Here is a 21,723-nt window from a genome sequence, read left to right as displayed (position 1 = left end):
TCCGGGTTCCCCGCTGCTCCTCAGGAACCGCCTCGAGGACAAACAGCATTTCAGCCTTCGGGACACCAGCGTATTTTCCTGGCGCTATGTCGGCGATTCACCGCCCCCGTTCACTCGGACGGGATCTCCGACACGTACGCCAAGCTGCGTCGCGGCGCTGCCGCGATTCACGGCGATCTCGACGAGCCCGATTGAGTTCTCGTACCAGAAGGCTTGACCGGCCATTGCATCGGAAAAGACCCGGGCATATTCGACACCGGTATCTGCGATGCTTAGCCGTGCAGTCCTCGGCACGGTTCCGGCCCGCAGCCCCGTCATTGCATTGCCGTAGTGATCGACGTAAACGACCTCGGCGAAATCGTCTGCATCCAGGTGCACGCGCAAGCCTGTCCTCTCAACGAGCTTGTCGGGAGGCAACTCGCCGCGGCTGATCCATGCTGCCATCGGGGCGAACAGGTCACGACCATGAAATGAGGCGGATAGCGCGGCGGGACGCCATGTAATCTGCCAGGTCAGGGTACGCGCCGCGCGCGCCGCCACGACCGAGAGCAGCCCGTTGTCCGGCCCGACGAACCACTGCCCGTCGGCTTGCAGCACGACGGCATCCCGCTCGCCGCCCACGCCGGGATCGACCACGGCCAGGAAGACACAATCCGGCGGATACCACTGCGCAAGCGCCGCGAGCAGATGCGCGCCTGCCTGCGAGTCGTAGTTCGGGGCAGTATGCAGCATATCGATAATGGGGGTACCGGCTGCCGCATGTCGCAGCAAGGCGACCCTTACCTGTCCGACATAGAAGTCGTCGGCCCCGAAATCGGTAAAGAGTGCGAGCATCGCGTAGCCTCCTTGCAGTCCTGTGCCGCCTCGTCGGTCAGCGTTCCTCCCATCGCGATGGCGAGTAACCGCGATGCGCATGTCTCCTGTTCCGCTCTGGCCGGGGCAGGCCTGGCGAAGCATCGCCCCGCGCGGGACAGGTTTCGATTGTAAGACCTCGTTTCGCGACAGTATCAAGCGGGTCGGATGTCGCCGGTACCGGAAGTTGAGCGCGCTTGGTCGCCAGATGAAATGGAGGTCAGCGTGCGTCGATCGCCTACACTTGCTAATGGCATTCGGGTCCCATCGTCGCACGTCGTCACGCAACGCCAAGGAAACAGGATCCCATCCTGGCGATCGATTCGCGCTCGCCCCGCGCACCGCTACCCCCAACGGTGAAACTGCGCGTGGGGCGCCTTACTCAGGTCGCGCTACGGAAAAGATCAGCGAGGCAATCGATGAGAGTGAACCAGCCAGCGCGCACAGAGTTGCCCGGGCAAGTCGTACTCGTCTTTCAGGGTGGTGGCGCGTTGGGCGCGTATCAGCTTGGTGTCTATCAGGCGATGGACGAAGCGGGCATACAGCCGGATTGGGTGATCGGCACCTCCATTGGCGCGATCAACGCAGCCTTGATCGCCGGGAATCCACCGGAGCACCGTTGTCGACGGCTGGAGGAATTCTGGAACCAGGTGACCGACCGCACCCGCCTGGACGTGCCTGCTGCCTGGCCTGGCTGGGACAAGATCTTTGCAAAATGGATGATCATCGGCGGCGGCATCGAGGGATTCTTCCAGCCCAATCCGGCATCCTGGCTCGGACCGCTCGCCCGGCTCGGCGTGGATCGAGCGTCGTATTACCTGATTGCGCCGTTGCGCGATACGCTTTGTTCGCTGGTCGACTTCGATCTGCTGAACGCCGGGCATCCGCGACTGACCGTGGGCGCAGTTCACGCCTGCACGGGCGCGATGCGCTACTTCGACTCGCGCGACCAACGGCTGAATGCCTCGCACATCATGAGCTCGGGCGCGCTGCCACCCGCGTTCCCGGCCGTGCGGATTGACGGAGAGCCGTATTGGGACGGCGGCGTTTATTCCAACACCCCGGTCGAGGTGGTGCTGGATGACAAGCCCCGCAAGAGTTCGGTCATCTTCTCGGTACAAGTGTGGAACCCGATCGGCCCTGAGCCGGAAAGCATATGGCAGATCTCGGAGCGGCAAAAGGACATCCAGTACGCCAGTCGCACCGACAGTCACATCGCGCGTCAGCAGCAGATACACCGTCTCCGCCATGTGATCCGCGAACTGGTTAAGCGCTTGCCGGAAGCCGAGCGCGCCTCGTCCGAAGTCCAGGAGCTTGCCGCCTGGGGGTGCCAGACCACCATGCGTATGATCAAACTTGCTGCGCCCCGCCTGGACGGGGACGACCAGTTGAAGGATATCGATTTCACCCCAGCCGGCATTGCTTCCCGACAGCGCGCGGGCTATGAAGCAGCAATGCGGGCCATTGCCGCGCGCCCGTGGGACGCACCGATGGACCCAGTAGAAGGATTGACCGTCTACAGCGCGGATGAAGACGTAACCGGTGAGAGACGCGTTTGACGCCTGCCCGAATAAAGACCCGTCGCCGTTGACCGAATGATGCGATTGATGAAATTCCCGGTGGCCGGTGATGGCGTAATGCCAGGTTTCTTCGGCGCTCCGGGTGCAGGCAAGGCCGCGCTGATTGCCCGTCCGCAGGATCAGAGCTCGCGACGTATAGCGCGTCGCGCAGCGATGAACTTTACTTCGGCCGCCCGCCGCAGCTGAAGCACTGCGCCAGGTCGAATGGGCGGCCAAGGCCGTGCACCGTGCACCAGTAGAGAGGACGTGCGCAGCGATGCGGTCTCGCCGATTTGCGCGATTTCCCTGTGCAGCCGGCAACATGGCGGGGCGTCGGGCGTCGGGCGCCGCAGCGAGGCTGCGCCGCTCGTTCTTCTCCCGCCCGCGCACAAAGCGCGAATCTGGGCGCCACCTAAGCGCCGCGTCGCGTGCGCATTCGCCTGCCGTCTTGCGCCTGGCGATGCACGAAGTCGGTCGGTGTCAGTTCAAGCGTTGTGGTCGGATGGGCGAGCAGCTTCCGTTCGGTGATGGCCCGGATGCGGCTGTAACCGTCACGAAATGTCTTCAGGATCCGCGCGTCGCTGGCCTGCGGTTCAAGCCAGAAGCAGGCTTCCAGCGCCCGGATGGTAATGACGCATCCAACCGTGCTCTGATGGGGGAGGCCGAAGGCCACTCCGCGGCGATCCGCGAGCACTTGCGGTTCAAGGTCGAGGAGTTCCATAACCGGTCAGGGACGACGCTTCAAGAAGCGTTAAGAGCATTTTTGCACAGGCGATGCAATCTGAATATGGGACGGCTGTGCTGTACTGCGCCGGGGCGCTGACATCCGCAATACGAAAAGTCACCGGCCTCACCAGCCGATGCGGTGTTTCGCATCGGTTTCATCATGCCGGCGATCGTCGTCAGCATGAAGATACACGCTGGTGGTAGTAAGCGATGCATGCCCGAGGTTGTCGCGCACGAGGCGCAGATCTACTTTCTGGTCGGCCATGTGCGAACCGGCAGTATGTCGCAGCCAGTGAGCAGACGCCGCCTGGAGCAGGTCCGCGCGTGACAGGAATTCTCCGCCGCGTTCACGCAGCCGGTCGGCGGCGCCTGCAAACACGTTTTTCACGATCGCGTGCAGCGCGGCCCGCGTGAGCGGTGCGTTTGATCGACCGTCAGCGTTGCTGCGGGCGAGTTCCGTCCTGCTTCCTGCGGTTTGTCCCGCCGTACTTCCGATTGGGAGCACAAGTGGCGTTGCCTCACCGGGTGAGGGCAGGGCCGTCATCCCGAACGATTGCCGGTAGCGCCTGAGCTCGGTCATCAGTTCGCGCGTCGCCGGTACCAGCCGTTCCCTGTCGCCCTTGCCGTGTACGGTCAGCCACCAGCGCATCATGCCATCCGCATCGCGCCGCACGAAAAACTGACCCATCGTGTTGCCACCGACCTCGGCGATGCGCAGGCCGCCCAGATACAGCAGCGTAAAGAGCCAGCGCACGCGGTGATGGTGCGCGCGGGTGCGGGCCGTATCCTGTGGCATCGACGTGATGTAGTCCTTTACCTCCTGCCAGAGGCCCGGTTCCAGATAGCGGGCAATGCGCGGCGCGGCATGCCGCACACGCTGGCGCGAGAGCGCGAGCGGGTTGCCGGCCAGATACCCCGCCTGCACCAGCCATGAAAACAGCACGTTCAGAATGACCATCGCCTGCCGGGTGCTGGCAGGGGACAGTGGGCCGTAGAAAGGTCTCCAGCGCGCGTCGCCGCGCGGATGCTTGCGACCCCTGCCCGAGACCCATGTTGCGGCGGGCTGCGGGTCTGCGAGAAAGCGCTGATAGCGGACAAGGTCCTCGTGGGTGAGTGACGACAGCGGTTTGCCTGGCTGCACGAGCGACCAGAGCAGCAGCCGCTCGGCTTCCTTGCGGTAGCTGTCGAAGGTCGCCGGCTTGTCGGCAAAGCGCGCGAGCCATGCCTGTATTGCCTCCAGGTCATTTGCCGCGGCAATCTGCGCATGGCCGCCGATCGCGCGGTTCGATCCCGTGCGACCGTCAAGCGCCGCAGGGATAGCGAGCGTTTCGAGCGGAGCGGGTTGCAGCGCGACGCCGCTGCGGGCGGCCGAAGTCGACATGAAGGTGAGCTTTTCCGGGGGGCGCGTCGAGGCGCGCAATGGTAGACGGTCCTGCGTGGTAATTTCCAACATTATAGCCGTAATGTCAAAATATGGTCGTTGATGCGTTAGATATGGGGCGGTTTACGTTGTATTACGTTGTATCATTTATCAGATTCCACACCAGCATGCTTCCATGGCCGACGCCCTCCCTGTCGAAACCCGTCTCGCCGCTGAAATCGACCGTCTGAAGGCCGAAATCCCGAAGACGCGCGAGCTGTACCGCGAGGTCTGCGCGCTACTGTTCTTCCGCTTCGGGATCACGCCGACCGCGAACCGCCTCTACCAGCTGGTGAAGCGGGGCAGCATGAGCACGCCGACCCAGGTACTCGGTGAATTCTGGGCCGAACTGCGCGAAAAGAGCCGGGTGCGCATCGAACACCCCGACCTGCCCGCCGATCTGGGGCCGGCTGCCGGCGAACTGGTCGCGGCGCTCTGGACCCGCGCAACCGCCTCTGCCGAAGCCGCGCTCGACGCGCTGCGCGACGAGGTCGAGGCGCAACGCGTTGAGGCGCAACGGTCGGTCGTTGCTGCCCGCGACGAACTGGGTCGCGTCGAGACCGCGCTCGAACAGCGCACGGCGGCGCTCCTTGCCGCGCAGGTCGAGGTGCGCGAACTGGAAAAGGCGCAGGCCGAGGGCCACGCGGCGCGGCAGGCGTGCGAGGCCGAGGTCGTCCGGCTCAAGGCCGAGGCGCTCGTGCGCGACCGTGAACTGGACAAGGTGCGCGAAGGTTTCTCGCGGGATCTCGAGAAGCTGCGCGAGAGCGCGGAACGCGCCGAAGAGCGCCTGCGGGCGTCGGAAAAACGCGCGCTGCTGGAGATCGACCGCGAGCGGGGTACGGCCGCGAAGCTGCAGAAGGACCTCGATGCCGCGGTGAAGCGGGCCGACAGTCGCGAGGCGGACCATCACAGGGCGGTCGAGGTGCTGCGGGCGCAGATCGGGGACGCGCGTCACCAGGCGGGCATGCTGCAGGGACGGCTCGATGCCGTGCTGGCCACGAACGTCGCGCTGCAGCAACAGCTGGCGGCACTGCGGCAGGCGGATACACGCGACGCCCGGCCGGCCCGAGCGAAGGCCGCGTCTGCCCGTCCAACCGCGGCGCGCCCTGCACTGACGCGCCCCATGCGGCCGCCGGCCACGCCGGGCACGCCGGGCGCGTCGGGCAAGCCATCTGCGACACCCGCGTCACCGGCGACGGCAAACAAACCTGTGGCACGTCGCAAGCGGGGGTAGGCGCGATGGAAGACAGGAACAGCCGCCCGCGGAAACGGCACAAAGCCCCGGCCTGTGCCCCCAGCCTCGTCGCGTACGAAGGCGCGGATGCTGATCCTGTTGAGCGGTGGTTCTGTGAAACGTCAGATGCGAGAACCGATCCGGAAATCACCGAAGCAGTCGTCCGGTTCATTGAACAGCATGGTGCGCGTTCGGTCGTCGGCGTCGATCGCATCATGGGGTGCCCGCATGAGGAAGGCATCGACTATCCGGACGGCGAAACCTGTCCCCGGTGTCCGTTCTGGAGCGACCGTGACCGGCGGAGCGGCGGGTTGATCAGGTGAGGCCAGTTTGGTGCTCTCGCGACTGTACGCGGGGCAACCGGCGTTGAAGCTGGGTGACGCTATTTCGCGTGCGGAAGACCCTTCAATCTGTCCAATATGCGGGACCACCCGGATTGCTCCGCTCCCGAGCCTCCTTCTATCTTCAACTCCCCGCTGCCAATCGCAGCCAGACGCGCCATCGGTAATGCGTCGCCGACAGCGACCTTGGCCGGGCAGGCACGACCCACAGGTCAGTAGCCGCCGCAATCCCCTACGGCACCCACTCGAACGACCAGGAGACAGGAATGCTCAGCGCCCATGAATTTGCGACATTGATGCTCGTCAGGGACTCGGCCGACCATCTTGCCCAGCGGCAGGAACTTGACACATTGCTCGAACGCCAGCTTGTCGCCATGGAGCAACTTGCCGGCGGTACGGTGCGGCCTCGCATTACGCAGGACGGAGATTCCCTCCTTCGGGCCTTCGCACGCTGTCACTGAGATGTCGCACCCTATGAGCCCGCAAGCCAATATGATGCAGGCTTGAGCGTTGTTCCGGACACTTGTCGCGGCCCAACTTCGAGGGCCGCCCGATCTGCACTGGGACAGCGCGAGCATGACGCCGTTTATGCGCCGAATTTTACGACCGGGCTGACGACCGCGGCGGCTCGCGTGTGCTGCCAGGCGGGTCCGTACATGGCAACATGGCACGTCAGGCGGTTCGACTCCTCGTCGCTGGATGCTAGCGGGGAAAGTGGGCGGACAAAACGCGGCTCGAGCACACGTTCGGGCACGCGATACCGTGGACGCTTACCTGGCGCTCGTCGCTTTCTCCGAATCATTACCCGTCTGGGCTGCCCCGATAGGTGGCACGGCGTCGTTCATCGACGGCAGCGCTTCCTTCGGCGCTGCCGCGGCGGCAATGTCGCCAGCCTGAGCAGAGTCGGCCTTCAGGTAGTGGTCGACGAGCGCAAAGAAACGCTGATAGAAAACGCCGGCAGGAATCGTCTCGCTCGCAACCTTCACCATCGAGTCATCGCTTGAGCCGATCGGCAGCGACAGCGATCCGAACACGCTCAGTCCGACGCTCGCCGACGTGTTGCTCTTCTTCAGCGCATAGCGATCCTGCACCGCGTTCACGTACGCGGTACTGCTGTTGCCTCTGGTGTCGTCGGCGGTACAGACCACATGGATTTCGATCACCGCGTGCGTATCGCCGGTGGGCTGGAAATTTTTCGAGCCGTCGACCGAATCGGGCCTCGTTGAACTGGCGATATACCCCTGGCTGAGCAACGCACGGCGGGCCGCTTCGCAGGCGGGTTCCGTCTTCGCGGCGAACTTGTGCATATAGGGGCTATCGCCTGCGTCGAACTGTTCTTGCTGATAAAGCGGCTTCGGTGTCGAGCACGCAGACAGTGCGCTCGCAAGCGCAAGCACGAAAGCCGCGGAGGAAAAGCGGAGCTGGGTATGCATGGCTGTATAGGGGGATCGGCTCGAGCGGAGAAGGGGTCCAAAGCCAGAAGGCCGGACACCCAATGCTCTTTCGCAGCATGAGAGGGACACATCACGCGGCCGATCCGAAAGTGAACGGGCCGCGCCATTATAGTTTTCTTTCCCTACAACTACCTTCGACGGTGTCGTGAGCGCAGGTCCGTTCGGATACGGGTTGAACAAGGTTCGCCATGAACGCCGCAAAAAGTCCGTCGCGGTGATCGCACGGCCGTCACCGAGCTTGTGCGCGCGACCGTTCTTGCTGGATAAGGCGAGCGGCTCGAAGAGACACTGTGCGCCCGACCTGAAGTGCGGAACATGGAGCCTGGCACGGCGATCGATAAGGCGGTTAAGAAGGCGGAGCGCAGTCTTGCCGCATATCGGGCGCAATAGTAGACCACGAAGGCTGCCACGCCGATCATCGCAGAGTGGCCTGCATCCGCGCGTGCTCGCCATGCTGTTCGGTTGGATCGGCTACCCCTCGTAGCACACCGGGGTACGACGACGTACGATCAGCGGATACAGGTCTAGGTACGCAACGGCCTCTCCAGCGCGTAACGCCGGCAATGTTCGAGGTATTCGGCTTCGTGCATCACCAGCAATTCCACGATGCTGTGCCACAGGCCACGACGGCGCATCGGCAGATTTCGGGCGGCTTCTCCTGAGTTCGGCGGAGCCACGCTTTGCGGGTTGCCGCATCCGGCGAGGTCAGGTCGCGGCGCGCGGGCTGGATGTCTGCCATACAGGCCAGCCAAACGCTCACTGGTGAAACGCATTTGCCACGTTGTAATGAAACGCGAATCGCAACGCAATTCCGCCATGATCGCCGCACGCGAGTCCCCTTCGTCGGGCAGCAAGATCAACCGCGCACGCCTCACCTGGCCAACGGCCATCGTGCGGCTGCGCTGCATCGACATCAGTTCTTCGCGCTCGGTTTCACTCAGATTCATTTGGTCCTGCACGATTAGATCAGTGCAGTTTCATTGGTTCAATGGACTAGTGACCAAAGAAGAACGGAGACAAGGGAATCCCGCAGGCTGAAGAGCAGACCATCGGCGGTCATTAAGGCGTCGATAGATATGGAGTGCATATTAATGGCGTTGCGTGGCTGCGGCGCGCTGCAGGAATCACTGATCGGTATCGGCGCGGCCGCGTCAGCAGCTCTCTGGCGTAGATCGCATCACCCAGGTTACGCCACGAAATGCTGCTATTGAGAGAAGAAAACTTATCGTAATAGATGTATTGTGAATTCCATTTCGGAGAAAAGCCGGTACCAATACCCCGACCGTATTCCTCTTCGCAACTGAAGATGGCACGATTTCCGCTTGGGCAGGTGGGTGAATCCGGCGAACAACGCCGTGATCGCGGTCGATAACTCGTCCAATCCCTCCGCCGCCAACGGGGCTGTCTACAAGGGGCTGGTGTTCGGAGTGAATGCGCAAGGCGGATTCCTGTTTGCGACGAACTTCCGTTCGGGTCGGATCGATGTATTCGGGCCGAACGGTTCAGACGGCCTGTTCACGCCCGCGACGACCGACGGTGGCTTCGCCGACCCGAACATCCCAGCCGGCTATGACCCGTTTTGGTATCGCGAACATCGATGGGGATCTTTTCGTCACCTACGCGAAGCAGGACAAACAGAAGCACGACGACGATGCAGCCGCGGTCGTGGATTCGTCGACGTATTCGATACCGACGGCCGCCTGCTGCGTCGCTTTGCAAGCTGAGGGACGCTCGACTCGCCGTGGGGTATCACGCGCGCATCGTTTGCGTTCGGCCGCTTCAGCGGCAAGATTCTCGTTGGCAACTTCGGCGATGGTCGAATCAATGTCTTCGACAATGACGGCTCGTTCGTCGATCAGTTGGAGAATGAGTTCGGCAATCCACTGGCTATCGACGGTCTGTGGACTCTGATACTCGGTGGCGGGCGCAATTCGAGTCCAGACACGCTGTATTTCTCGGCAGGTCCTTAACAAGGAGACAAATGGACTCTTCGGGATCATCGCTCCAGTAAGCGGCTCCAGGGAACGAGCGTCCGGGCAGCACGGACAATAGCCGGCAGCGCGCCCCTGGGCAACTCCAGAAGCGCGATGTCGCTGACCCATTGACGATATCGATTCAAGTTCGAGACGAAGGACCTCACCTCAGCCGGTCGCGGAACTCGCCAGACGTGACCGGCTGTTCATTGTTCCGTGGTGCCTGAAGGCCAGAATGACTCGTGGTACGGCAATTCCCGTCCTTCCACACTGAGCTTTACCCACAAGTCTGGTTATCAACTGGATCGAACGGTGTAAACTTGAGTCATTCTGTCGATGCAGCGGCAGCGGATAGGCGATCAGGGACCGTGACAGCGGCACTGGACACGCAAAACGTGCCACCTGTCCCGCACAACATGCCATCCGATGACGGCGCCACCACCATGCCACTGGCTGTGAATAATGGTGGTGAGTATTGAGAGAACGGGGTATGGCAGGTTTGCATCATGAAGGCAAAGGTTCTGTTTGCCATGCTGCTGCTTGGCGCGATAGATTGCGCTGCGGAGCCAGGTTATTACAACACGTGCGCGGCGTATCCGAGTTATCCGTGCGAGTTCTATGCCGGGTGTCCGTCTCGCGGCCAGCCATGCGTATTCCTTGGCGGCGGTTTCCACCGCTTCCACGACTTTGACCATGACGACGGCTTTCACCATGGGTTCCACGGTGGCAGCACTCACTTCGAGCAGGGCGGGGGCCAAAGCGGCGGTCATGGCGGACGCCACTAGGCACCGGCACAGGCTCGCACGTGCAGTCGCGATATGAAATGCATGGATTATAGAGTGTGAGGCGCCACACGAGCATCCACGATGTCGCCGATCGACGAGACGCCTTGGAGCGTTGCAGGTACCACCTGCCCGGCGACGAACGCCGCGACCAGCGCTGGCACGCGCGGACTTCGGTCACGCCGGGACGGCCATCGACACATCGAACAATTTCCTGATTACTTGCCCTTGGCTGCCGCGGCACCTTTCTTGGCGCCCGCAGCCCCCGCTCTGGCCGTGGAGGTCGCCGTGGTGGCTGCGGCTCCTTGCGCCTTCGCTATCATGTGCTCAGCAATCAGTTCTGTCTGAAATCGATTGATAGTGTCGGGATCCGTAAATATGGTCTGCGTGTTGTTTTGCGCCTTGTAACCTGGGCCGCCCGGCTTGCCCTTGACAACGAACGTCCCCTCGCCGGACGCCGACCAATTCGTTGATCCCTCCCCGCCGACCTTGCCATCGGCCACGAATCCCTTCGTGTGACTGATCTGATGGGTAGCCGATTGTCCGATCACAAAGTACGTGTTGAATTTGGCAGGGTCCTGTGCGATATCGGAATCGAGAAGCTTCTTTTCATGAACACCGCCAGCCTGGCTCTTGTCAAGGGTGATCATCATGGTGATGCTCGGGTCACGGGCTTGCTGCATGAGAATATCGTTGAGTTCGTCGTCGTCAAATCCAAACATGTTCATGTACAGGGAGACACTTGCACGGGAAAGGACGTACTTCAGGATGTCGTGAACGTCGTCACGTCCTACGTAGAACAGGTGAAAGTCCTTGCTCGCCGTGTTTGAGTAGCTTTTCTCGCGCGTGTATTGCTGCAGTTCAAGCAGATCGAATTTCTGCAGGGTCTGCGTGACATCGGGATATGACGTTGCTCTTGCTGATTTTTGCTGCCATTTCGGAGCCTCCTCGCGTAGCACTGAGAAATCTCAGCAGTCGCGGTGGGCTGACAGACAGAAAACCGAGCGACCGATGAGCGATAGCAAAACTTCGATGGGACTGCAGGACTTCGACAAAGCCGCCGTTCGAAACGTCGGCACTACCGCCGAACGATGAAAGGCGCACCGTCAATGTGCGTCGGGAACGGCCGATTGAACCGCCCCGGGTTTCCCACTGTGACCAATACTGCTGAGGCAGCTGCGTGCGGTGTGAAATGCAGCGATTCGCTCAACGAGCGTGAATTGCACTTCGCGTGCTTTTCCGCCCGGGCCCCGGCTAGACGAATTGCGCCGACCCGAGCACCCGGTAGTTAGGATTGGTACTGCCCGTCGGATTGCGGTGGCCGTGCCCGAACCAGGCTTTGGGCGCATAGGCGGGGCGGTCGTATTCACAACTGCCGTAGCTCGCCCAGAAGAGTTCCCAGTGTGCGCCGTTCGCGTGGCCGAACACGATGGTGCCGCCGGTGAACTCGACGTTCGTACGCGACTGTCCGAGCTTGCGGTTGATCTCGACCATCGCGCCTGCGTTGTAAGCCGGCTTGGCCACGTTGCCGAGCGGCAGCAGGTTCAGCCCGAGAGGAGCCGCCGCAAGGTGGCCGCGCGCGGTGTTGTACAGGTTATTCAGGTAAGCGGTGCAAGCCGGCAGTTCCAGCGTCGGCTGCAAGCCGCCCAGGTGACCGCCGGGCGCATTGGACTGGTTGTTCGCGTGGTAGACGACGATGGACCCCGGTACGCCGTGCACGCTGTCGACGTAGACCATGCAGCCAGACAGGTTGGTCGTCAGAAACGACTGCGGCGCGCCTGCGCCGCCGGGCGGCGGGAGCACCATCGAAGTGATTTCGTCGGTCGCGAACGGTAGGAAATAGGTGTCACCGGCGGGCGCGGCCTGCGGATTCAGGCTCGTGAGGCCGGCAATGCCGACGCCGACATTCATCGCCGGATTAAGGTTGACCCGGCAGTTCGCCGCCGTGTAGTGGCGGTGCAAGCCGTTGACCAGCGGCACGAACGCCCCGCCATTGAAGTTGCCGGTCGATACCGTGGTCGGGAGGGTACGACAGTTGGCGACATTGATGGGCATTCCGGGCGGCCTCCGGTTCGCTGTGGCGAGTGGCTTGCACGACGATACGCGGAAGTTCTTCCCGTCGTCAACACGCGCTGCGAAGCGCGCGGGAATTTTCACGTGGCCGCCGCCGTCAGCGCCGGCGCCGCGCTTGTATCTGGCGGCGCATGGCCAATGCTTCTGCGGAAAGAGTTGCCGGTCAGTTGCTGTGGCGCTCGAGGTTGCGGGCTACTCATTGGGGGAAACAAGGTATGCCCTGCTGCTGTGTTTCCGTGGACAAAAGGAGCTCCTTCTATCGGTGGAAAGCAGAGCGCAGCACCGCTGAAATGACAGCGCTCGGCATGAGTGTGTTCATGCGATGGGGATCGCGCTGCCGTTAGCTTGAAGTTAGACGAACTATGGATTCAAAGTTGTTTGACCACCTTTGTCGTAATGCCACAAAAACACGGCCCTCACCGGTTCAAAACTTACCGGTTTAGTGCTGTTGAGGAGTCAAGGTAACGACATAAGAGCCCTTTCGAGCAATACACCGAACAAGCGACGGCCGTTCTCGAGAAAAATCGTGGGTGTCCCGGTGACACTAAGTTGCCTGCCGAGCGCGACATTTCTCTTTAAAGCCGATGTATCGCACGCGCTTGTCATGGTTGGTACCCGGTTATCCCGCGTCCAGGAGCGCCATGCTGTCGCACGGTCCGCAGAACACCAGATCGCTTGCGCCTTGAGCGCCGAGTCCGGAGTCCGGCGTTAGCACCGGAAACAGAAATGTGTAGACCGTGATGTTGCCCACATCTTCCAGCGTGGTCTCAAGCTGCTTACAATATCCGCAATCAGGATCGGCAAATACTGCTATCTTGCGTGCGCCATTCCCTTTCACCTGCTTCAGCGCGTCTTGAACGGGAAGACTTGCAAACTCAATCTTGTGCGGAGTCTCAGCGAAACTCCGCTTCGACGGCGCGAAGGGCAGAAGAGCGCAACATGGCCAAGCAGACGATCGCTGAGTCAGGATGCGGCCAGACCGGACCTGCGAGAAGCCGGTCAGCGGCTCGTCGGGGGTAAAATTCATTCCGGTCGTGCGGCTCGCGGACTTGTCGCCGGCCGTGCGACTCAGTGCATGCCGACACGCATCAATATTTCGAAAGGAAGGGCGAGTAGCCCGGCACCCGCCACACCGAGACACCACAGCACGATGAACCAGAAGACGCGCCTAAGTTTCGTATCGCCGCCGTGCTCCGGAGATGCTCCCGGTGCATGGCCCACGCTCTCGTTCCGCATCGCGCGCTCCTAGTGGTACTCGGCGCCGCGGGCGAGCTTTCCCCTGAAGACCCAATAGCCCGCGGTCGTATACGCAATGATGATCGGCAGGATCACAAGGGCGCCTACCAGCGTGAACACCTGACTCGACCGGGGCGCCGCCGCATCAGCGAGGGTGAGCGAGTAGGGAATCGCGTAAGGCCAAATGCTCACCAGCAAACCTATGTAGCCCAGCAGAATGAGAGCCAGCGCGAGGATGAACGGCGCAATATGCATGCGGCGCCTGACTGCGCGAAACATGAACAATGCGACGATCGCAACCAGAAACGGCACCGGCACCAACTGGGGGAACAGCCCCGGGTCGAACCAGCGTTTCGCGATCTGCGCGTCCGCCAGCGGCGTCCAGACGGATACGGCGATCATAAAGACCAGCAGCACGAGCGTCAGCGGCCAGGCGAGCTCATGCATCCGCTTTTGCAAATCCCCCTCCGTCTTGATGACGAGCCAGCATGCGCCCAGCAAGGCGTACATCGACATCAGGCCCAGGCCGCACATCAGGTTGAAGGGCTGAAACCAGAAAAACGCGTCGCCGGAAAAGGTATGGTTGGCGATCGGTATGCCGCGCAAATACGTACCGAGAATGACGCCCTGAAAAAACGATGCGCCCGCGGACCCGGCAAAGAACGCCAGGCTCCAGAGATTCTTCGTGCGAGTCGCCTTGCCGCGAATTTCGAAGGATACGCCCCGAAAGATCAGGCATACCAGCATGGTGACGATCGGCAAGTAAAGTGCGGACAGTGCGATCGAATAGACGACCGGAAAGGCCGCATACAGCGCCGCCCCGCCCAGCACGAGCCAGGTTTCGTTACCGTCCCAGACAGGCGCGATCGCGTGCATCATCATGTCGCGCTCTGCGTCATCGGGAAAGAACGGGAAGATCAGACCGATCCCGAGATCGAACCCGTCGAGCACGACATACATGAACAGCCCGAATGCGATGATCGCAGCCCAAGCAAGTGTGACGCCCATTTTCGGCTCCTGTCGTCCCGTGAAAGATCGCGCGGCTACTCGGCCGCGGCCAAGGGCCTGCGTCCCGTGTGGTCGGCATCGGGCCGCACCACCGCCTTGCGCGGCGCGTCCACCTCCTCGGGCTCCTCAGGCCCCATCCGAAGGAGCCGCAGGATATAGTAGATGCCGGTTCCGAACACCACGCTGTAGACGATGACAAATGCCATCAGCGAGACTCCGACCCCCTGCGACGTAACCGGCGAAACGGCGTCGGCAGTTCGAAGCACGCCGTACACGACCCACGGCTGGCGCCCGACTTCGGTCGTGATCCATCCCGCAACCAGCGATATGAAGCCTGTCGGCCCCATCACCAGCACGAAGCGCTGATACCACCTGCTCTCGAATAGCCGCCCCCCGCGCCGCAGCAGCGCGCCGACGAGCGCCAGCAGGATCATCAACATGCCGAGTCCCGCCATCAGGCGGAAAGTCCAGAAGATGATCGACGAATCGGGCCTGTCTTCCTTGGGGAATTCCTTGAGACCGCGAATTTCGCCGCTCCAGCTGTGAGTCAGGATCAGACTGCCAAGGTGGGGGATCTGAACAGCGTAGCGAGTCACCTCTGCATTCATGTCAGGAAAGCCGACCAGGTTCAACGCGGTCCCGCCCTTCTCGGTTTCCCATAGCCCTTCGATGGCCGCGATCTTGGCCGGCTGATATTTGCGCGTGTTCAACCCGTGCTGGTCACCGACCAAGGCCTGGATCGGCGTGAGGAACAGCAACAGCCACAGCGCCATCGAGAACATGGTCTTGACGGCGGGATCGCGTCGGCCCTTCAGCAGATGCCATGCGCCGGTCCCGGCGACCACAAGGGCGCCGACGATGAATGCCGCGATCGCCATATGGGCAAGTCTGAACGGGAACGATGGGTTGAAGATGACCTTGAACCAGTCGACTGGAACAACATGGCCGCCTTCCACCGTGATGCCCTGTGGCGTCTGCATCCAACTGTTGGACGCAAGAATCCAGAACGTCGAGATCAGCGTGCCGATGGCGACCATCAGCGTTGCGCCGAAATGCGCATTACGACCTACCTTGTCCCAGCCGAACAGCATGATCCCGAGAAAGCCCGCTTCGAGGAAAAATGCCGTCATGACTTCGTAAGTCAGTAGCGGGCCCGTTACAGGGCCGGCAAACTGCGCGAAGCCGGCCCAGTTCGTTCCGAACTGATAGGCCATGACAACACCGGACACCACGCCCATGCCGAACCCGACCGCGAAGATCTTGGCCCAGTAGACGCAAAGGTCCTTGTAGTGCTGCTTGCGCGTACGGATCCACGCGCCTTCCAGAACGGCCAGAAAGCTCGCGAGGCCGATGCTTAGCGCCGGAAAAATAATGTGGAACGATACGGTGAAAGCGAACTGTATTCTCGACAGATCCAATGCGCTCGGGTTCATGGCAACCGCTCCAGGCAATTTACAGCGCTCAGGCTCGATGTAGCGACGTCATGACGCTGCATCCCGGTCGCTGGACTTTCTGCGCGTGGGGTGGCGCTGCCGATATCGGCGAGCAACACCCGAGCGTGTCAAACGGCCGGCGCATCCGCTCACTTCGCGTCAGGGCAAGCATCACTAGCTGGATCGAGCCGCTTGCACGCTGCGGGCCATTGGTACAAGGTCAGCGAGCGTATACCTTGCGCACCGCGTATCAGTACGCCCTGAATGTCTGCCGGAGCGGTTGTGCAGGCCGACCTTGTGCGGAAATTCGGCCCACGGGAAGGCGTCGACCTTCAACACGTCGTGCAGGAATTCGACCAGCTCGAACGTATTGCTACGCACTTTCTTGACCTCGGCCGTCTGGTCGATCGCGGTCAGATGGTGGCGCACATGATGCACGCAACTGCCGCTGGGCGCGACGATGTAGTCGACGTCCGCTAAGTTCTTGACGAACAGTGCTTCGGTTGCCGCGGCGTCCCGCTCGCAGCCGCTATTACCCGTATCGGTTGTCCGCAACAGGTCTGGTCGAGTGGATACGCAACCTCGCAGCCGAGCCGTTCGAGCGTCGCTACGCGAACTTCGTGAAAGATTGCGTCGATGAAGGACGGGATGAATAGAGCCACCTTCATGGTTAACCCTCCATTGAGGACCAGATAGGCAGATGACCGTTTTCGTCTAACCTCAATTGGCCACGCGGCTTCTTGACGTTGTGGCCAGTTGAGTCTAGTTCACGCGCCGACTTGTCGTTTCCACTTTTTTCGGGGCCAGTTTACTTGGCGGAGGCCGGGCCGTCCCAAGCCACTATGCGGCGAGAGGGCATTGCCATGGAGCCGATCGAAGCTCCCCGGCCGGATGGCACTTTTTTTAGTTGGCTATGTGGCGACCGCTCGCGAAACTGCCGCCACCGGATCGGGCCTTCATCGACCAGGTGCTGGCCGACACGCTGGTCCGACGGATCGTACTGGCGCGCGTTCGAGACTATTTCCGGCACAGGAAGTCAGGAGAAGAGCATGCGAGTTGAAGTGATGCAGCATTACGGCCGACGGTACCGCTGAATCAGGCCGGCTACTTCGAGACCACGCACCACCAGCAACTGATAAAGGACATCAAGGGTGCGATCTTCGAAGGGCGGCTGATCGCGGTGTGCGGCGTCATCGGCAGCGGCAAGACGATGATGCTGCGCCGGCTTCAGCAGGCGCTGGAAGACGAGAAGCGCGTGACGGTCTCGAAGTCGCTCGCGATCGAAAAGCACCGCATCAAGCTGGCAACCTTCATCGCTGCGCTGTTCTATGACCTGTCGACCGAGAAGCAGGTGCGCATTCCGACGCAGGGCGAAAAGCGGGAACGTGAACCGACCAGGTACTTCCTGAGTACGTTGCCGGCTGACACGCCAATCAACGAACTCGTGTGACTCGCAAAACTGCGCTGGCGTATCGAGCGCGATTATCAGCAGCTCAAGCAGGAGCTCGGCCTGGGCCGTTTCGAGGGGCGCAGCTGGCGCGGCTTTCATCACCACGCGACGCTGCGCATGGCAGCTTATGGCTTTCTCGTTGCTGAGCGCCCGGCGGCGCAAAAAAACTCCAGTCCTCCGGATCGGGCGGGACCAATGAGGCTCTGCTGTCGAGGCCGTGGGTAGCAGACCTCGACGTCGATGAATCCGTCCAGGCGAGAGGTCTTTTCCATTCTAGCCCTTGCTATAGCGTTCGCTCGCGCGCTTGACGAATGATTCGACGAACGTGTTCGCGATGTGGCTCAACACCGGCCCGATCAGCTTCTCCAGGATGATGTTGGAGAATTCATAGTGCAGCGCGAATTCGATCTTGCAGGCGTCCTCGCGCAGAGGAATGAAGTTCCAGTAGCCCGTGAACTTCTTGAAAGGGCCTTCGGTGAACTCCATATCGATGCGAGTCGGCCGCTGCTGCTTGTTGTGCGTGGCGAAATGCAGGTGAATACCCTTAAAGCGAATATCGATCCGTGCTTCCGCGCTCGTTCCGTCCTGGTGCCGGATTTCGACGCCACCGCACCACGGCAGGAAGTTAGGGTAGTCGGCTACATCGGTCACGAGGTCGAACATGCGTTCGGCGGAGTAGCGGATCAGGACGGCTTTCTGGAGGTCTGCCATATGCGGGTATCGGAGAAGCGACATCGGACGTCGCGGCCGCAGTGGCCGACACGCCCGACGTGGCGAGTACGTGGTGTCAGCAACTCGCCTGGCGGGTCGCTTTCAACTGGGTTGGTGCATCTCACATGACGGAAGCTCGTTCCTTGGGCGTTTGGCGAGCTGGGTCTCGTTTTGCAGATCATGTATCTGCGTTATCCGGCGACAAATCGTTCCCGTTCGAGACGGGGGCGTGTATCGGCGTGGTGCGCCGGCAGATTCCGGACCATGACCGTCTGCGGCGTCGACAGCGGGATGCTGGCCGCACGTAACCGCTTGAGGATCTCGAACAGCAGATCGCTCTTGATATCCCCCGTGATCCGGGGGCTGCCGACATAGCCGGTTACGCTCAGCGTAATGCCGTCGGGCGTCAGTTGACTGAACATGACTGACGGCGCCGGATGGTCGAGAATCGTCGGATGCGCCTGATAGGCACCCAGCAGAAGGTCGCGGACCTGTTCGGGATCGATGTCCAGTGGAAAGGTGAGGGTGAGCGTAGTGACACCCTGGGTACGGTCTCCCATCGTTACGTTCCGCAGGTTCTGCGAGATCAGATGAGAGTTGGGGACGATGACTGTCGAGCGGTCTGCCAGTTGTATTTCTGTCGCGCGCACGTTGATACGCCGGATGTCTCCCTCCACACCGCTGATACTCACCATGTCCCCAACTTTTACCGGACGCTCGGTGGTTGTGTCGCGATAAGGATAGCCGGGCGAAAAAACGAATAGACGATCAGGACTGCTTATGCCATCAGAGAATAGAACTGCTCGGCTGCGGTGCGCTTGATTCCAGCATCTTTCATCTGTCCCTTCCTGATCATGTGCATGATTTCGATGCCCGACAGGATGATGCGTGCGCAACGGAAATCCTTGAAACCCATCATTGGTTTGACGATGCGTTTGATGGCACGGTGGTCCTGCTTGACGATGTTATTCAAGTACTTCGTCTGGCGAACCTTGATGGGTGTCTCGAGTCCGGCGTTGATCGCCTCGAGCGCAGCCAGATTAGCGCTGCTTCCGTCGATCGTCACCGTCTGCGGCAATCCATGCTGGTTGATCGATTTCTCGAAATAGCGTTGCGCTGCAATCTTGTCCCGTCTGGCACGCAGCAGAAAATCAACCGTGTTGCCTTCCTTGTCCACGGCCCGGTAGAGATACCGCCATTCACCCCTGATTTTCACGTAGGTTTCGTCCATCCTCCAGCTCCTGCCGACCGGGCGCTTGTGGCGACGAAACGCCTTCTCGAGCACCGGCAATATCTTGATGGCCCAGCGGTGTACCGTTGAATGGTCGACCTCGATTCCGCGTTCGGCCATCATCTCCTCCAGATGACGCAGACTCAGTGGATACGCGACGTACCAGCGCACACACGTCAGAATCACCTCCAGTGGATAATGCAGGCGCTTCAGCACCTTGGCCAACCCCGGGTTCGGCATCTTCATCGATTCACTCACCAGCGACTTTGTATCAGCCGGATTCTACCGCCCGTCCCTTACTGCGACACAACCGTTTGTTTGTGTTCTATCAGCAAGCACATGTTGTGCGTTGTCTGTGCGAAGTGACCCACGTGTTTAGTCATCATGCGCAAGTGAATGGCCGTTAAGCATTTGAGAACGGTCGCTTTCGTTGCAGCGACACGAATGATGGCAACGGGTCGTCTTCGGAAGTCGGGTGATCAATCTAACGGCGTAAGCATTTACCTACTGAAGGTCAAGGTCTAATGCCCGCCGCATGAACTCCCGGCGCGAGTCGCCGGCGAACACGAATATCCCGCAGAAGCCCCCAAACGCTCATCTCCTCGCGCCGCTTTCAACACCATTCGCGACGGAATAAGGTCCGTTCGTCGCATGCTCCTCGAAAACAATCCGACCGCCGCACAGACTGCAGGCATCGAGTCCCGCTCATCCTGCCATGGAGAGCCAGCATGCCTGCCATCATCGCTGTGCATATCGCCGCTGCAACCCTTTCTGTCATACTCGGAAGCACCGTGCTTCTCGCCGAAAAGGGGACGGCGCGCCACAAGTGGCTCGGCCGTCTCTGGGCGGCGGCGATATTCGCCACGGCGCTCAGCTCGTTCGACATCCGCGAACTGAACCCGGGACATTTCTCGTGGGTGCACGGGCTGTCGTTGCTGACGTTTGTCAGTGTCGGACGAGCGATATGGGCGATCCGGCAAGGCAACGTCCGCGGTCACCAGCTTGCCATGCGCGGGTCGTTTATTGGTCTCGTCGTGGCCGGTATCGCTGCAGTGGCGACGCCGCACCGCCTGCTGAATATCATCGTGACGGGGTGGATCGCATGATTCCTGGCAGTAACGTCAAATTCCCCGACGCGTCCGCCGGGTTGCCAACCCCGACGAAACAACTGCTGGCCGAGTATGCCCGCGAAGCGGTGCTCGTCGTCATCGGCAACGCAGTGATCGCGGCTGGCCTCACCGTGGTCGGCATCGGGAAGAGCCTCGGGGAAAACATCGTCTTCAGCGAGGCGATCGGGCTATCGATCATGCTGCTGCTCCACGTCGGCCGCTTTCGTCTTCAGCGGAAGAACATGCTCACTGCGCCAAGGCTGGCCGTGGTGATGGTTGGCGCGATCATCGCTGGCGCCGCGCTCGGGCGCGTCATCGCAAGCGTGCTGCTGGGCCTCGACATCGACAAGACGTTCGCTGCCAAAGACATCGCCACGACCGGCTGGATCGCACTTGTCGCAACGCTGCTGGTCACCTGGTATGGTTGGTCGCGAGCCCGGATCGCCGGTCTGAGCGAGCAGGTGGCCCGGACTGCGTGGCTACAGGAAGCTGCCGAAAAAACCGCGCTGCGTGCCCGCTTGCAGGCATTGCAGGCGCAGATCGAACCGCACTTTCTGTTCAATACGCTCGCGACTCTGGACAGCCTCATCGTGTCCGATCCTCCACGTGCACGTGAACTGCTCTGGAGCCTCAACCGGTTTTTGCGGGCAACGCTGGAAGCGTCGAGAGCCGAAAGCGAGACGCTTGCGGATCAGTTCGCGGTGCTGGATTCGATGCTTGCCGTGCACGCGATGCGCCTCGGCCCGAGACTCACGTATTCGCTCGATCTGCCTGTCGATTGCGCGGACCTCGCGGTGCCACCGATGCTGCTGCAACCGCTTGTCGAAAACGCACTGAAACACGGTATTCAGGCAGCGGTGGCAGGTGGTCGGGTCGAGCTAAGGGCAAAGCGCGGCGAACAGCACGTCGAACTCACGGTCACGGACACCGGTCCCGGTTTCGGTGCGACGCCGGCTACGCAGGGCACGGGCATCGGACTTGCGAACGTGCGGGAACGTCTTGCAGCGCTCTATGGCGGACGCGCTTCGCTGACGCTCATCGAGAGCGTGCCGCACGGTACCGTCGCGAGAGTTCTGCTTCCGGTGGAAGTTGCTGATCGACGGGAGGGAGATCAGAAGCCATGAAGATCCG

18 protein-coding genes and 6 pseudogenes are annotated in these 21,723 nt (G+C 61.3%); 9 read left to right on the top strand and 15 right to left on the bottom strand.

The window, feature by feature from the left end; genetic code table 11:
- Window positions 1–84 precede the first annotated feature (84 nt).
- Window positions 85–834 carry an SAM hydrolase/SAM-dependent halogenase family protein gene (locus tag OKW30_RS09435; RefSeq protein ID WP_184074091.1) on the bottom strand — a complete coding sequence of 250 codons (750 nt, stop codon included), beginning with the start codon at window positions 832–834 and terminating at the stop codon, window positions 85–87.
- A gap of 437 nt (window positions 835–1,271) precedes the next feature.
- Here OKW30_RS09435 and OKW30_RS09430 point away from each other — a divergent pair, with 437 nt between their 5' ends.
- A complete protein-coding gene (locus OKW30_RS09430; protein ID WP_184074094.1) occupies window positions 1,272–2,411 on the top strand; it encodes a patatin-like phospholipase family protein in 1,140 nt (379 codons plus the stop codon).
- Between the two features lie 48 nt (window positions 2,412–2,459).
- Window positions 2,460–2,618, top strand: a complete 159-nt coding sequence (locus tag OKW30_RS09425) for a hypothetical protein (RefSeq protein WP_184074096.1) — start codon at window positions 2,460–2,462, stop codon at window positions 2,616–2,618.
- Between the two features lie 205 nt (window positions 2,619–2,823).
- Here OKW30_RS09425 and OKW30_RS09420 read toward each other — a convergent pair whose 3' ends face one another.
- Together OKW30_RS09420 and OKW30_RS09415 are read right to left on the bottom strand one after the other, a co-directional pair.
- On the bottom strand, window positions 2,824–3,132 hold the full coding sequence (locus OKW30_RS09420) for a DUF1488 family protein (protein ID WP_184074098.1): 309 nt from the start codon (window positions 3,130–3,132) through the stop codon (window positions 2,824–2,826).
- A gap of 129 nt (window positions 3,133–3,261) precedes the next feature.
- Window positions 3,262–4,518 carry a tyrosine-type recombinase/integrase gene (locus tag OKW30_RS09415; protein ID WP_184074145.1) on the bottom strand — a complete coding sequence of 419 codons (1,257 nt, stop codon included), beginning with the start codon at window positions 4,516–4,518 and terminating at the stop codon, window positions 3,262–3,264.
- Between the two features lie 175 nt (window positions 4,519–4,693).
- Here OKW30_RS09415 and OKW30_RS09410 point away from each other — a divergent pair, with 175 nt between their 5' ends.
- The 3 genes from OKW30_RS09410 to OKW30_RS09400 all read left to right on the top strand — a co-directional run bounded on the left by OKW30_RS09410 (window position 4,694) and on the right by OKW30_RS09400 (window position 6,593).
- On the top strand, window positions 4,694–5,791 hold the full coding sequence (locus OKW30_RS09410) for a DNA-binding protein (protein WP_184074100.1): 1,098 nt from the start codon (window positions 4,694–4,696) through the stop codon (window positions 5,789–5,791).
- 5 nt (window positions 5,792–5,796) lie between these two features.
- Entirely contained in the window at window positions 5,797–6,114 is a 318-nt protein-coding gene (locus OKW30_RS09405; RefSeq protein WP_260336701.1) for a hypothetical protein, read from the top strand.
- Between the two features lie 284 nt (window positions 6,115–6,398).
- The gene (locus OKW30_RS09400; RefSeq protein WP_184074102.1) at window positions 6,399–6,593 is read left to right on the top strand and encodes a hypothetical protein; all 195 of its coding nucleotides are present in this window, start codon (window positions 6,399–6,401) and stop codon (window positions 6,591–6,593) included.
- A gap of 366 nt (window positions 6,594–6,959) precedes the next feature.
- On the opposite strand, the pseudogene OKW30_RS09395 reads toward OKW30_RS09400, so the two are convergent.
- A pseudogene (locus OKW30_RS09395) lies at window positions 6,960–7,565 on the bottom strand (DUF2242 domain-containing protein); the annotation flags it as partial.
- Window positions 7,566–8,110: 545 nt separating this feature from the next.
- Window positions 8,111–8,500: a helix-turn-helix domain-containing protein gene (locus OKW30_RS09390; protein ID WP_429346566.1), complete on the bottom strand. Its 390-nt coding sequence runs from the start codon at window positions 8,498–8,500 to the stop codon at window positions 8,111–8,113.
- Window positions 8,501–8,870: 370 nt separating this feature from the next.
- Between OKW30_RS09390 and OKW30_RS09385 the strand changes: the two are divergent.
- Window positions 8,871–9,638: pseudogene (locus OKW30_RS09385) on the top strand (TIGR03118 family protein); the annotation flags it as partial.
- Window positions 9,639–9,918: 280 nt separating this feature from the next.
- Here OKW30_RS09385 and OKW30_RS09380 read toward each other — a convergent pair.
- The 7 genes and pseudogenes from OKW30_RS09380 to OKW30_RS09350 all read right to left on the bottom strand — a co-directional run.
- Entirely contained in the window at window positions 9,919–10,329 is a 411-nt protein-coding gene (locus OKW30_RS09380) for a hypothetical protein (protein WP_184074104.1), read from the bottom strand.
- Between the two features lie 230 nt (window positions 10,330–10,559).
- Window positions 10,560–11,300: a hypothetical protein gene (locus OKW30_RS09375; protein WP_311540551.1), complete on the bottom strand. Its 741-nt coding sequence runs from the start codon at window positions 11,298–11,300 to the stop codon at window positions 10,560–10,562.
- A 295-nt stretch (window positions 11,301–11,595) separates the two neighbouring features.
- Window positions 11,596–12,396, bottom strand: coding sequence for a hypothetical protein (locus OKW30_RS09370; protein WP_184074105.1), 801 nt, complete (start codon window positions 12,394–12,396; stop codon window positions 11,596–11,598).
- Between the two features lie 474 nt (window positions 12,397–12,870).
- Window positions 12,871–13,300 (bottom strand): annotated as a pseudogene (locus tag OKW30_RS09365) (DsbC family protein); the annotation flags it as partial.
- A gap of 359 nt (window positions 13,301–13,659) precedes the next feature.
- Complete coding sequence (gene cydB / locus OKW30_RS09360) at window positions 13,660–14,658, bottom strand: cytochrome d ubiquinol oxidase subunit II (RefSeq protein ID WP_184074106.1); 999 nt, start codon at window positions 14,656–14,658, stop codon at window positions 13,660–13,662.
- 35 nt (window positions 14,659–14,693) lie between these two features.
- Window positions 14,694–16,091 carry a cytochrome ubiquinol oxidase subunit I gene (locus OKW30_RS09355; RefSeq protein WP_184074107.1) on the bottom strand — a complete coding sequence of 466 codons (1,398 nt, stop codon included), beginning with the start codon at window positions 16,089–16,091 and terminating at the stop codon, window positions 14,694–14,696.
- A gap of 279 nt (window positions 16,092–16,370) precedes the next feature.
- A pseudogene (locus OKW30_RS09350) lies at window positions 16,371–16,759 on the bottom strand (heterodisulfide reductase-related iron-sulfur binding cluster); the annotation flags it as partial.
- 713 nt (window positions 16,760–17,472) lie between these two features.
- Here OKW30_RS09350 and OKW30_RS09345 point away from each other — a divergent pair.
- Window positions 17,473–17,766, top strand: a pseudogene (locus tag OKW30_RS09345) (transposase); the annotation flags it as partial.
- Window positions 17,767–17,814: 48 nt separating this feature from the next.
- Here the strand turns inward: OKW30_RS09345 and OKW30_RS09340 are convergent.
- The 3 genes and pseudogenes from OKW30_RS09340 to OKW30_RS09330 all read right to left on the bottom strand — a co-directional run bounded on the left by OKW30_RS09340 (window position 17,815) and on the right by OKW30_RS09330 (window position 19,729).
- Window positions 17,815–18,252, bottom strand: coding sequence for a type II toxin-antitoxin system RatA family toxin (locus OKW30_RS09340; protein WP_184074109.1), 438 nt, complete (start codon window positions 18,250–18,252; stop codon window positions 17,815–17,817).
- A 191-nt stretch (window positions 18,253–18,443) separates the two neighbouring features.
- Window positions 18,444–18,974: pseudogene (locus OKW30_RS09335) on the bottom strand (mechanosensitive ion channel family protein); the annotation flags it as partial.
- A 56-nt stretch (window positions 18,975–19,030) separates the two neighbouring features.
- Complete coding sequence (locus OKW30_RS09330) at window positions 19,031–19,729, bottom strand: IS6 family transposase (protein WP_184074110.1); 699 nt, start codon at window positions 19,727–19,729, stop codon at window positions 19,031–19,033.
- A gap of 482 nt (window positions 19,730–20,211) precedes the next feature.
- Between OKW30_RS09330 and OKW30_RS09325 the strand changes: the two genes are divergently transcribed.
- Both OKW30_RS09325 and OKW30_RS09320 read left to right on the top strand, forming a co-directional pair.
- Window positions 20,212–20,589, top strand: a complete 378-nt coding sequence (locus OKW30_RS09325; protein ID WP_184074112.1) for a DUF2306 domain-containing protein — start codon at window positions 20,212–20,214, stop codon at window positions 20,587–20,589.
- Entirely contained in the window at window positions 20,586–21,716 is a 1,131-nt protein-coding gene (locus OKW30_RS09320; protein ID WP_260336705.1) for a sensor histidine kinase, read from the top strand. The genes OKW30_RS09325 and OKW30_RS09320 overlap by 4 nt, the downstream gene beginning before the upstream one ends.
- Window positions 21,717–21,723 lie beyond the last annotated feature (7 nt).

This window comes from Paraburkholderia sp. Clong3, from assembly GCF_050436485.1.
GTDB lineage: Bacteria > Pseudomonadota > Gammaproteobacteria > Burkholderiales > Burkholderiaceae > Paraburkholderia > Paraburkholderia tuberum.
Note: the sequence above shows the minus strand (reverse complement) of the source record. Positions and strands in the feature narration are given on the sequence as shown.

What these genes read in the sequence shown, in the direction of transcription:
- OKW30_RS09435 (WP_184074091.1), bottom strand. Translation starts at nt 834, where the DNA reads ATGCTCGCACTCTTTACCGATTTCGGGGCCGACGACTTCTATGTCGGA.
- OKW30_RS09430 (WP_184074094.1), top strand. Translation starts at nt 1,272, where the DNA reads ATGAGAGTGAACCAGCCAGCGCGCACAGAGTTGCCCGGGCAAGTCGTA.
- OKW30_RS09425 (WP_184074096.1), top strand. Translation starts at nt 2,460, where the DNA reads ATGAAATTCCCGGTGGCCGGTGATGGCGTAATGCCAGGTTTCTTCGGC.
- OKW30_RS09420 (WP_184074098.1), bottom strand. Translation starts at nt 3,132, where the DNA reads ATGGAACTCCTCGACCTTGAACCGCAAGTGCTCGCGGATCGCCGCGGA.
- OKW30_RS09415 (WP_184074145.1), bottom strand. Translation starts at nt 4,518, where the DNA reads ATGTCGACTTCGGCCGCCCGCAGCGGCGTCGCGCTGCAACCCGCTCCG.
- OKW30_RS09410 (WP_184074100.1), top strand. Translation starts at nt 4,694, where the DNA reads ATGGCCGACGCCCTCCCTGTCGAAACCCGTCTCGCCGCTGAAATCGAC.
- OKW30_RS09405 (WP_260336701.1), top strand. Translation starts at nt 5,797, where the DNA reads ATGGAAGACAGGAACAGCCGCCCGCGGAAACGGCACAAAGCCCCGGCC.
- OKW30_RS09400 (WP_184074102.1), top strand. Translation starts at nt 6,399, where the DNA reads ATGCTCAGCGCCCATGAATTTGCGACATTGATGCTCGTCAGGGACTCG.
- OKW30_RS09390 (WP_429346566.1), bottom strand. Translation starts at nt 8,500, where the DNA reads ATGTCGATGCAGCGCAGCCGCACGATGGCCGTTGGCCAGGTGAGGCGT.
- OKW30_RS09380 (WP_184074104.1), bottom strand. Translation starts at nt 10,329, where the DNA reads ATGACCGCCGCTTTGGCCCCCGCCCTGCTCGAAGTGAGTGCTGCCACC.
- OKW30_RS09370 (WP_184074105.1), bottom strand. Translation starts at nt 12,396, where the DNA reads ATGCCCATCAATGTCGCCAACTGTCGTACCCTCCCGACCACGGTATCG.
- cydB (WP_184074106.1), bottom strand. Translation starts at nt 14,658, where the DNA reads ATGGGCGTCACACTTGCTTGGGCTGCGATCATCGCATTCGGGCTGTTC.
- OKW30_RS09355 (WP_184074107.1), bottom strand. Translation starts at nt 16,091, where the DNA reads ATGAACCCGAGCGCATTGGATCTGTCGAGAATACAGTTCGCTTTCACC.
- OKW30_RS09340 (WP_184074109.1), bottom strand. Translation starts at nt 18,252, where the DNA reads ATGGCAGACCTCCAGAAAGCCGTCCTGATCCGCTACTCCGCCGAACGC.
- OKW30_RS09330 (WP_184074110.1), bottom strand. Translation starts at nt 19,729, where the DNA reads ATGAAGATGCCGAACCCGGGGTTGGCCAAGGTGCTGAAGCGCCTGCAT.
- OKW30_RS09325 (WP_184074112.1), top strand. Translation starts at nt 20,212, where the DNA reads ATGCCTGCCATCATCGCTGTGCATATCGCCGCTGCAACCCTTTCTGTC.
- OKW30_RS09320 (WP_260336705.1), top strand. Translation starts at nt 20,586, where the DNA reads ATGATTCCTGGCAGTAACGTCAAATTCCCCGACGCGTCCGCCGGGTTG.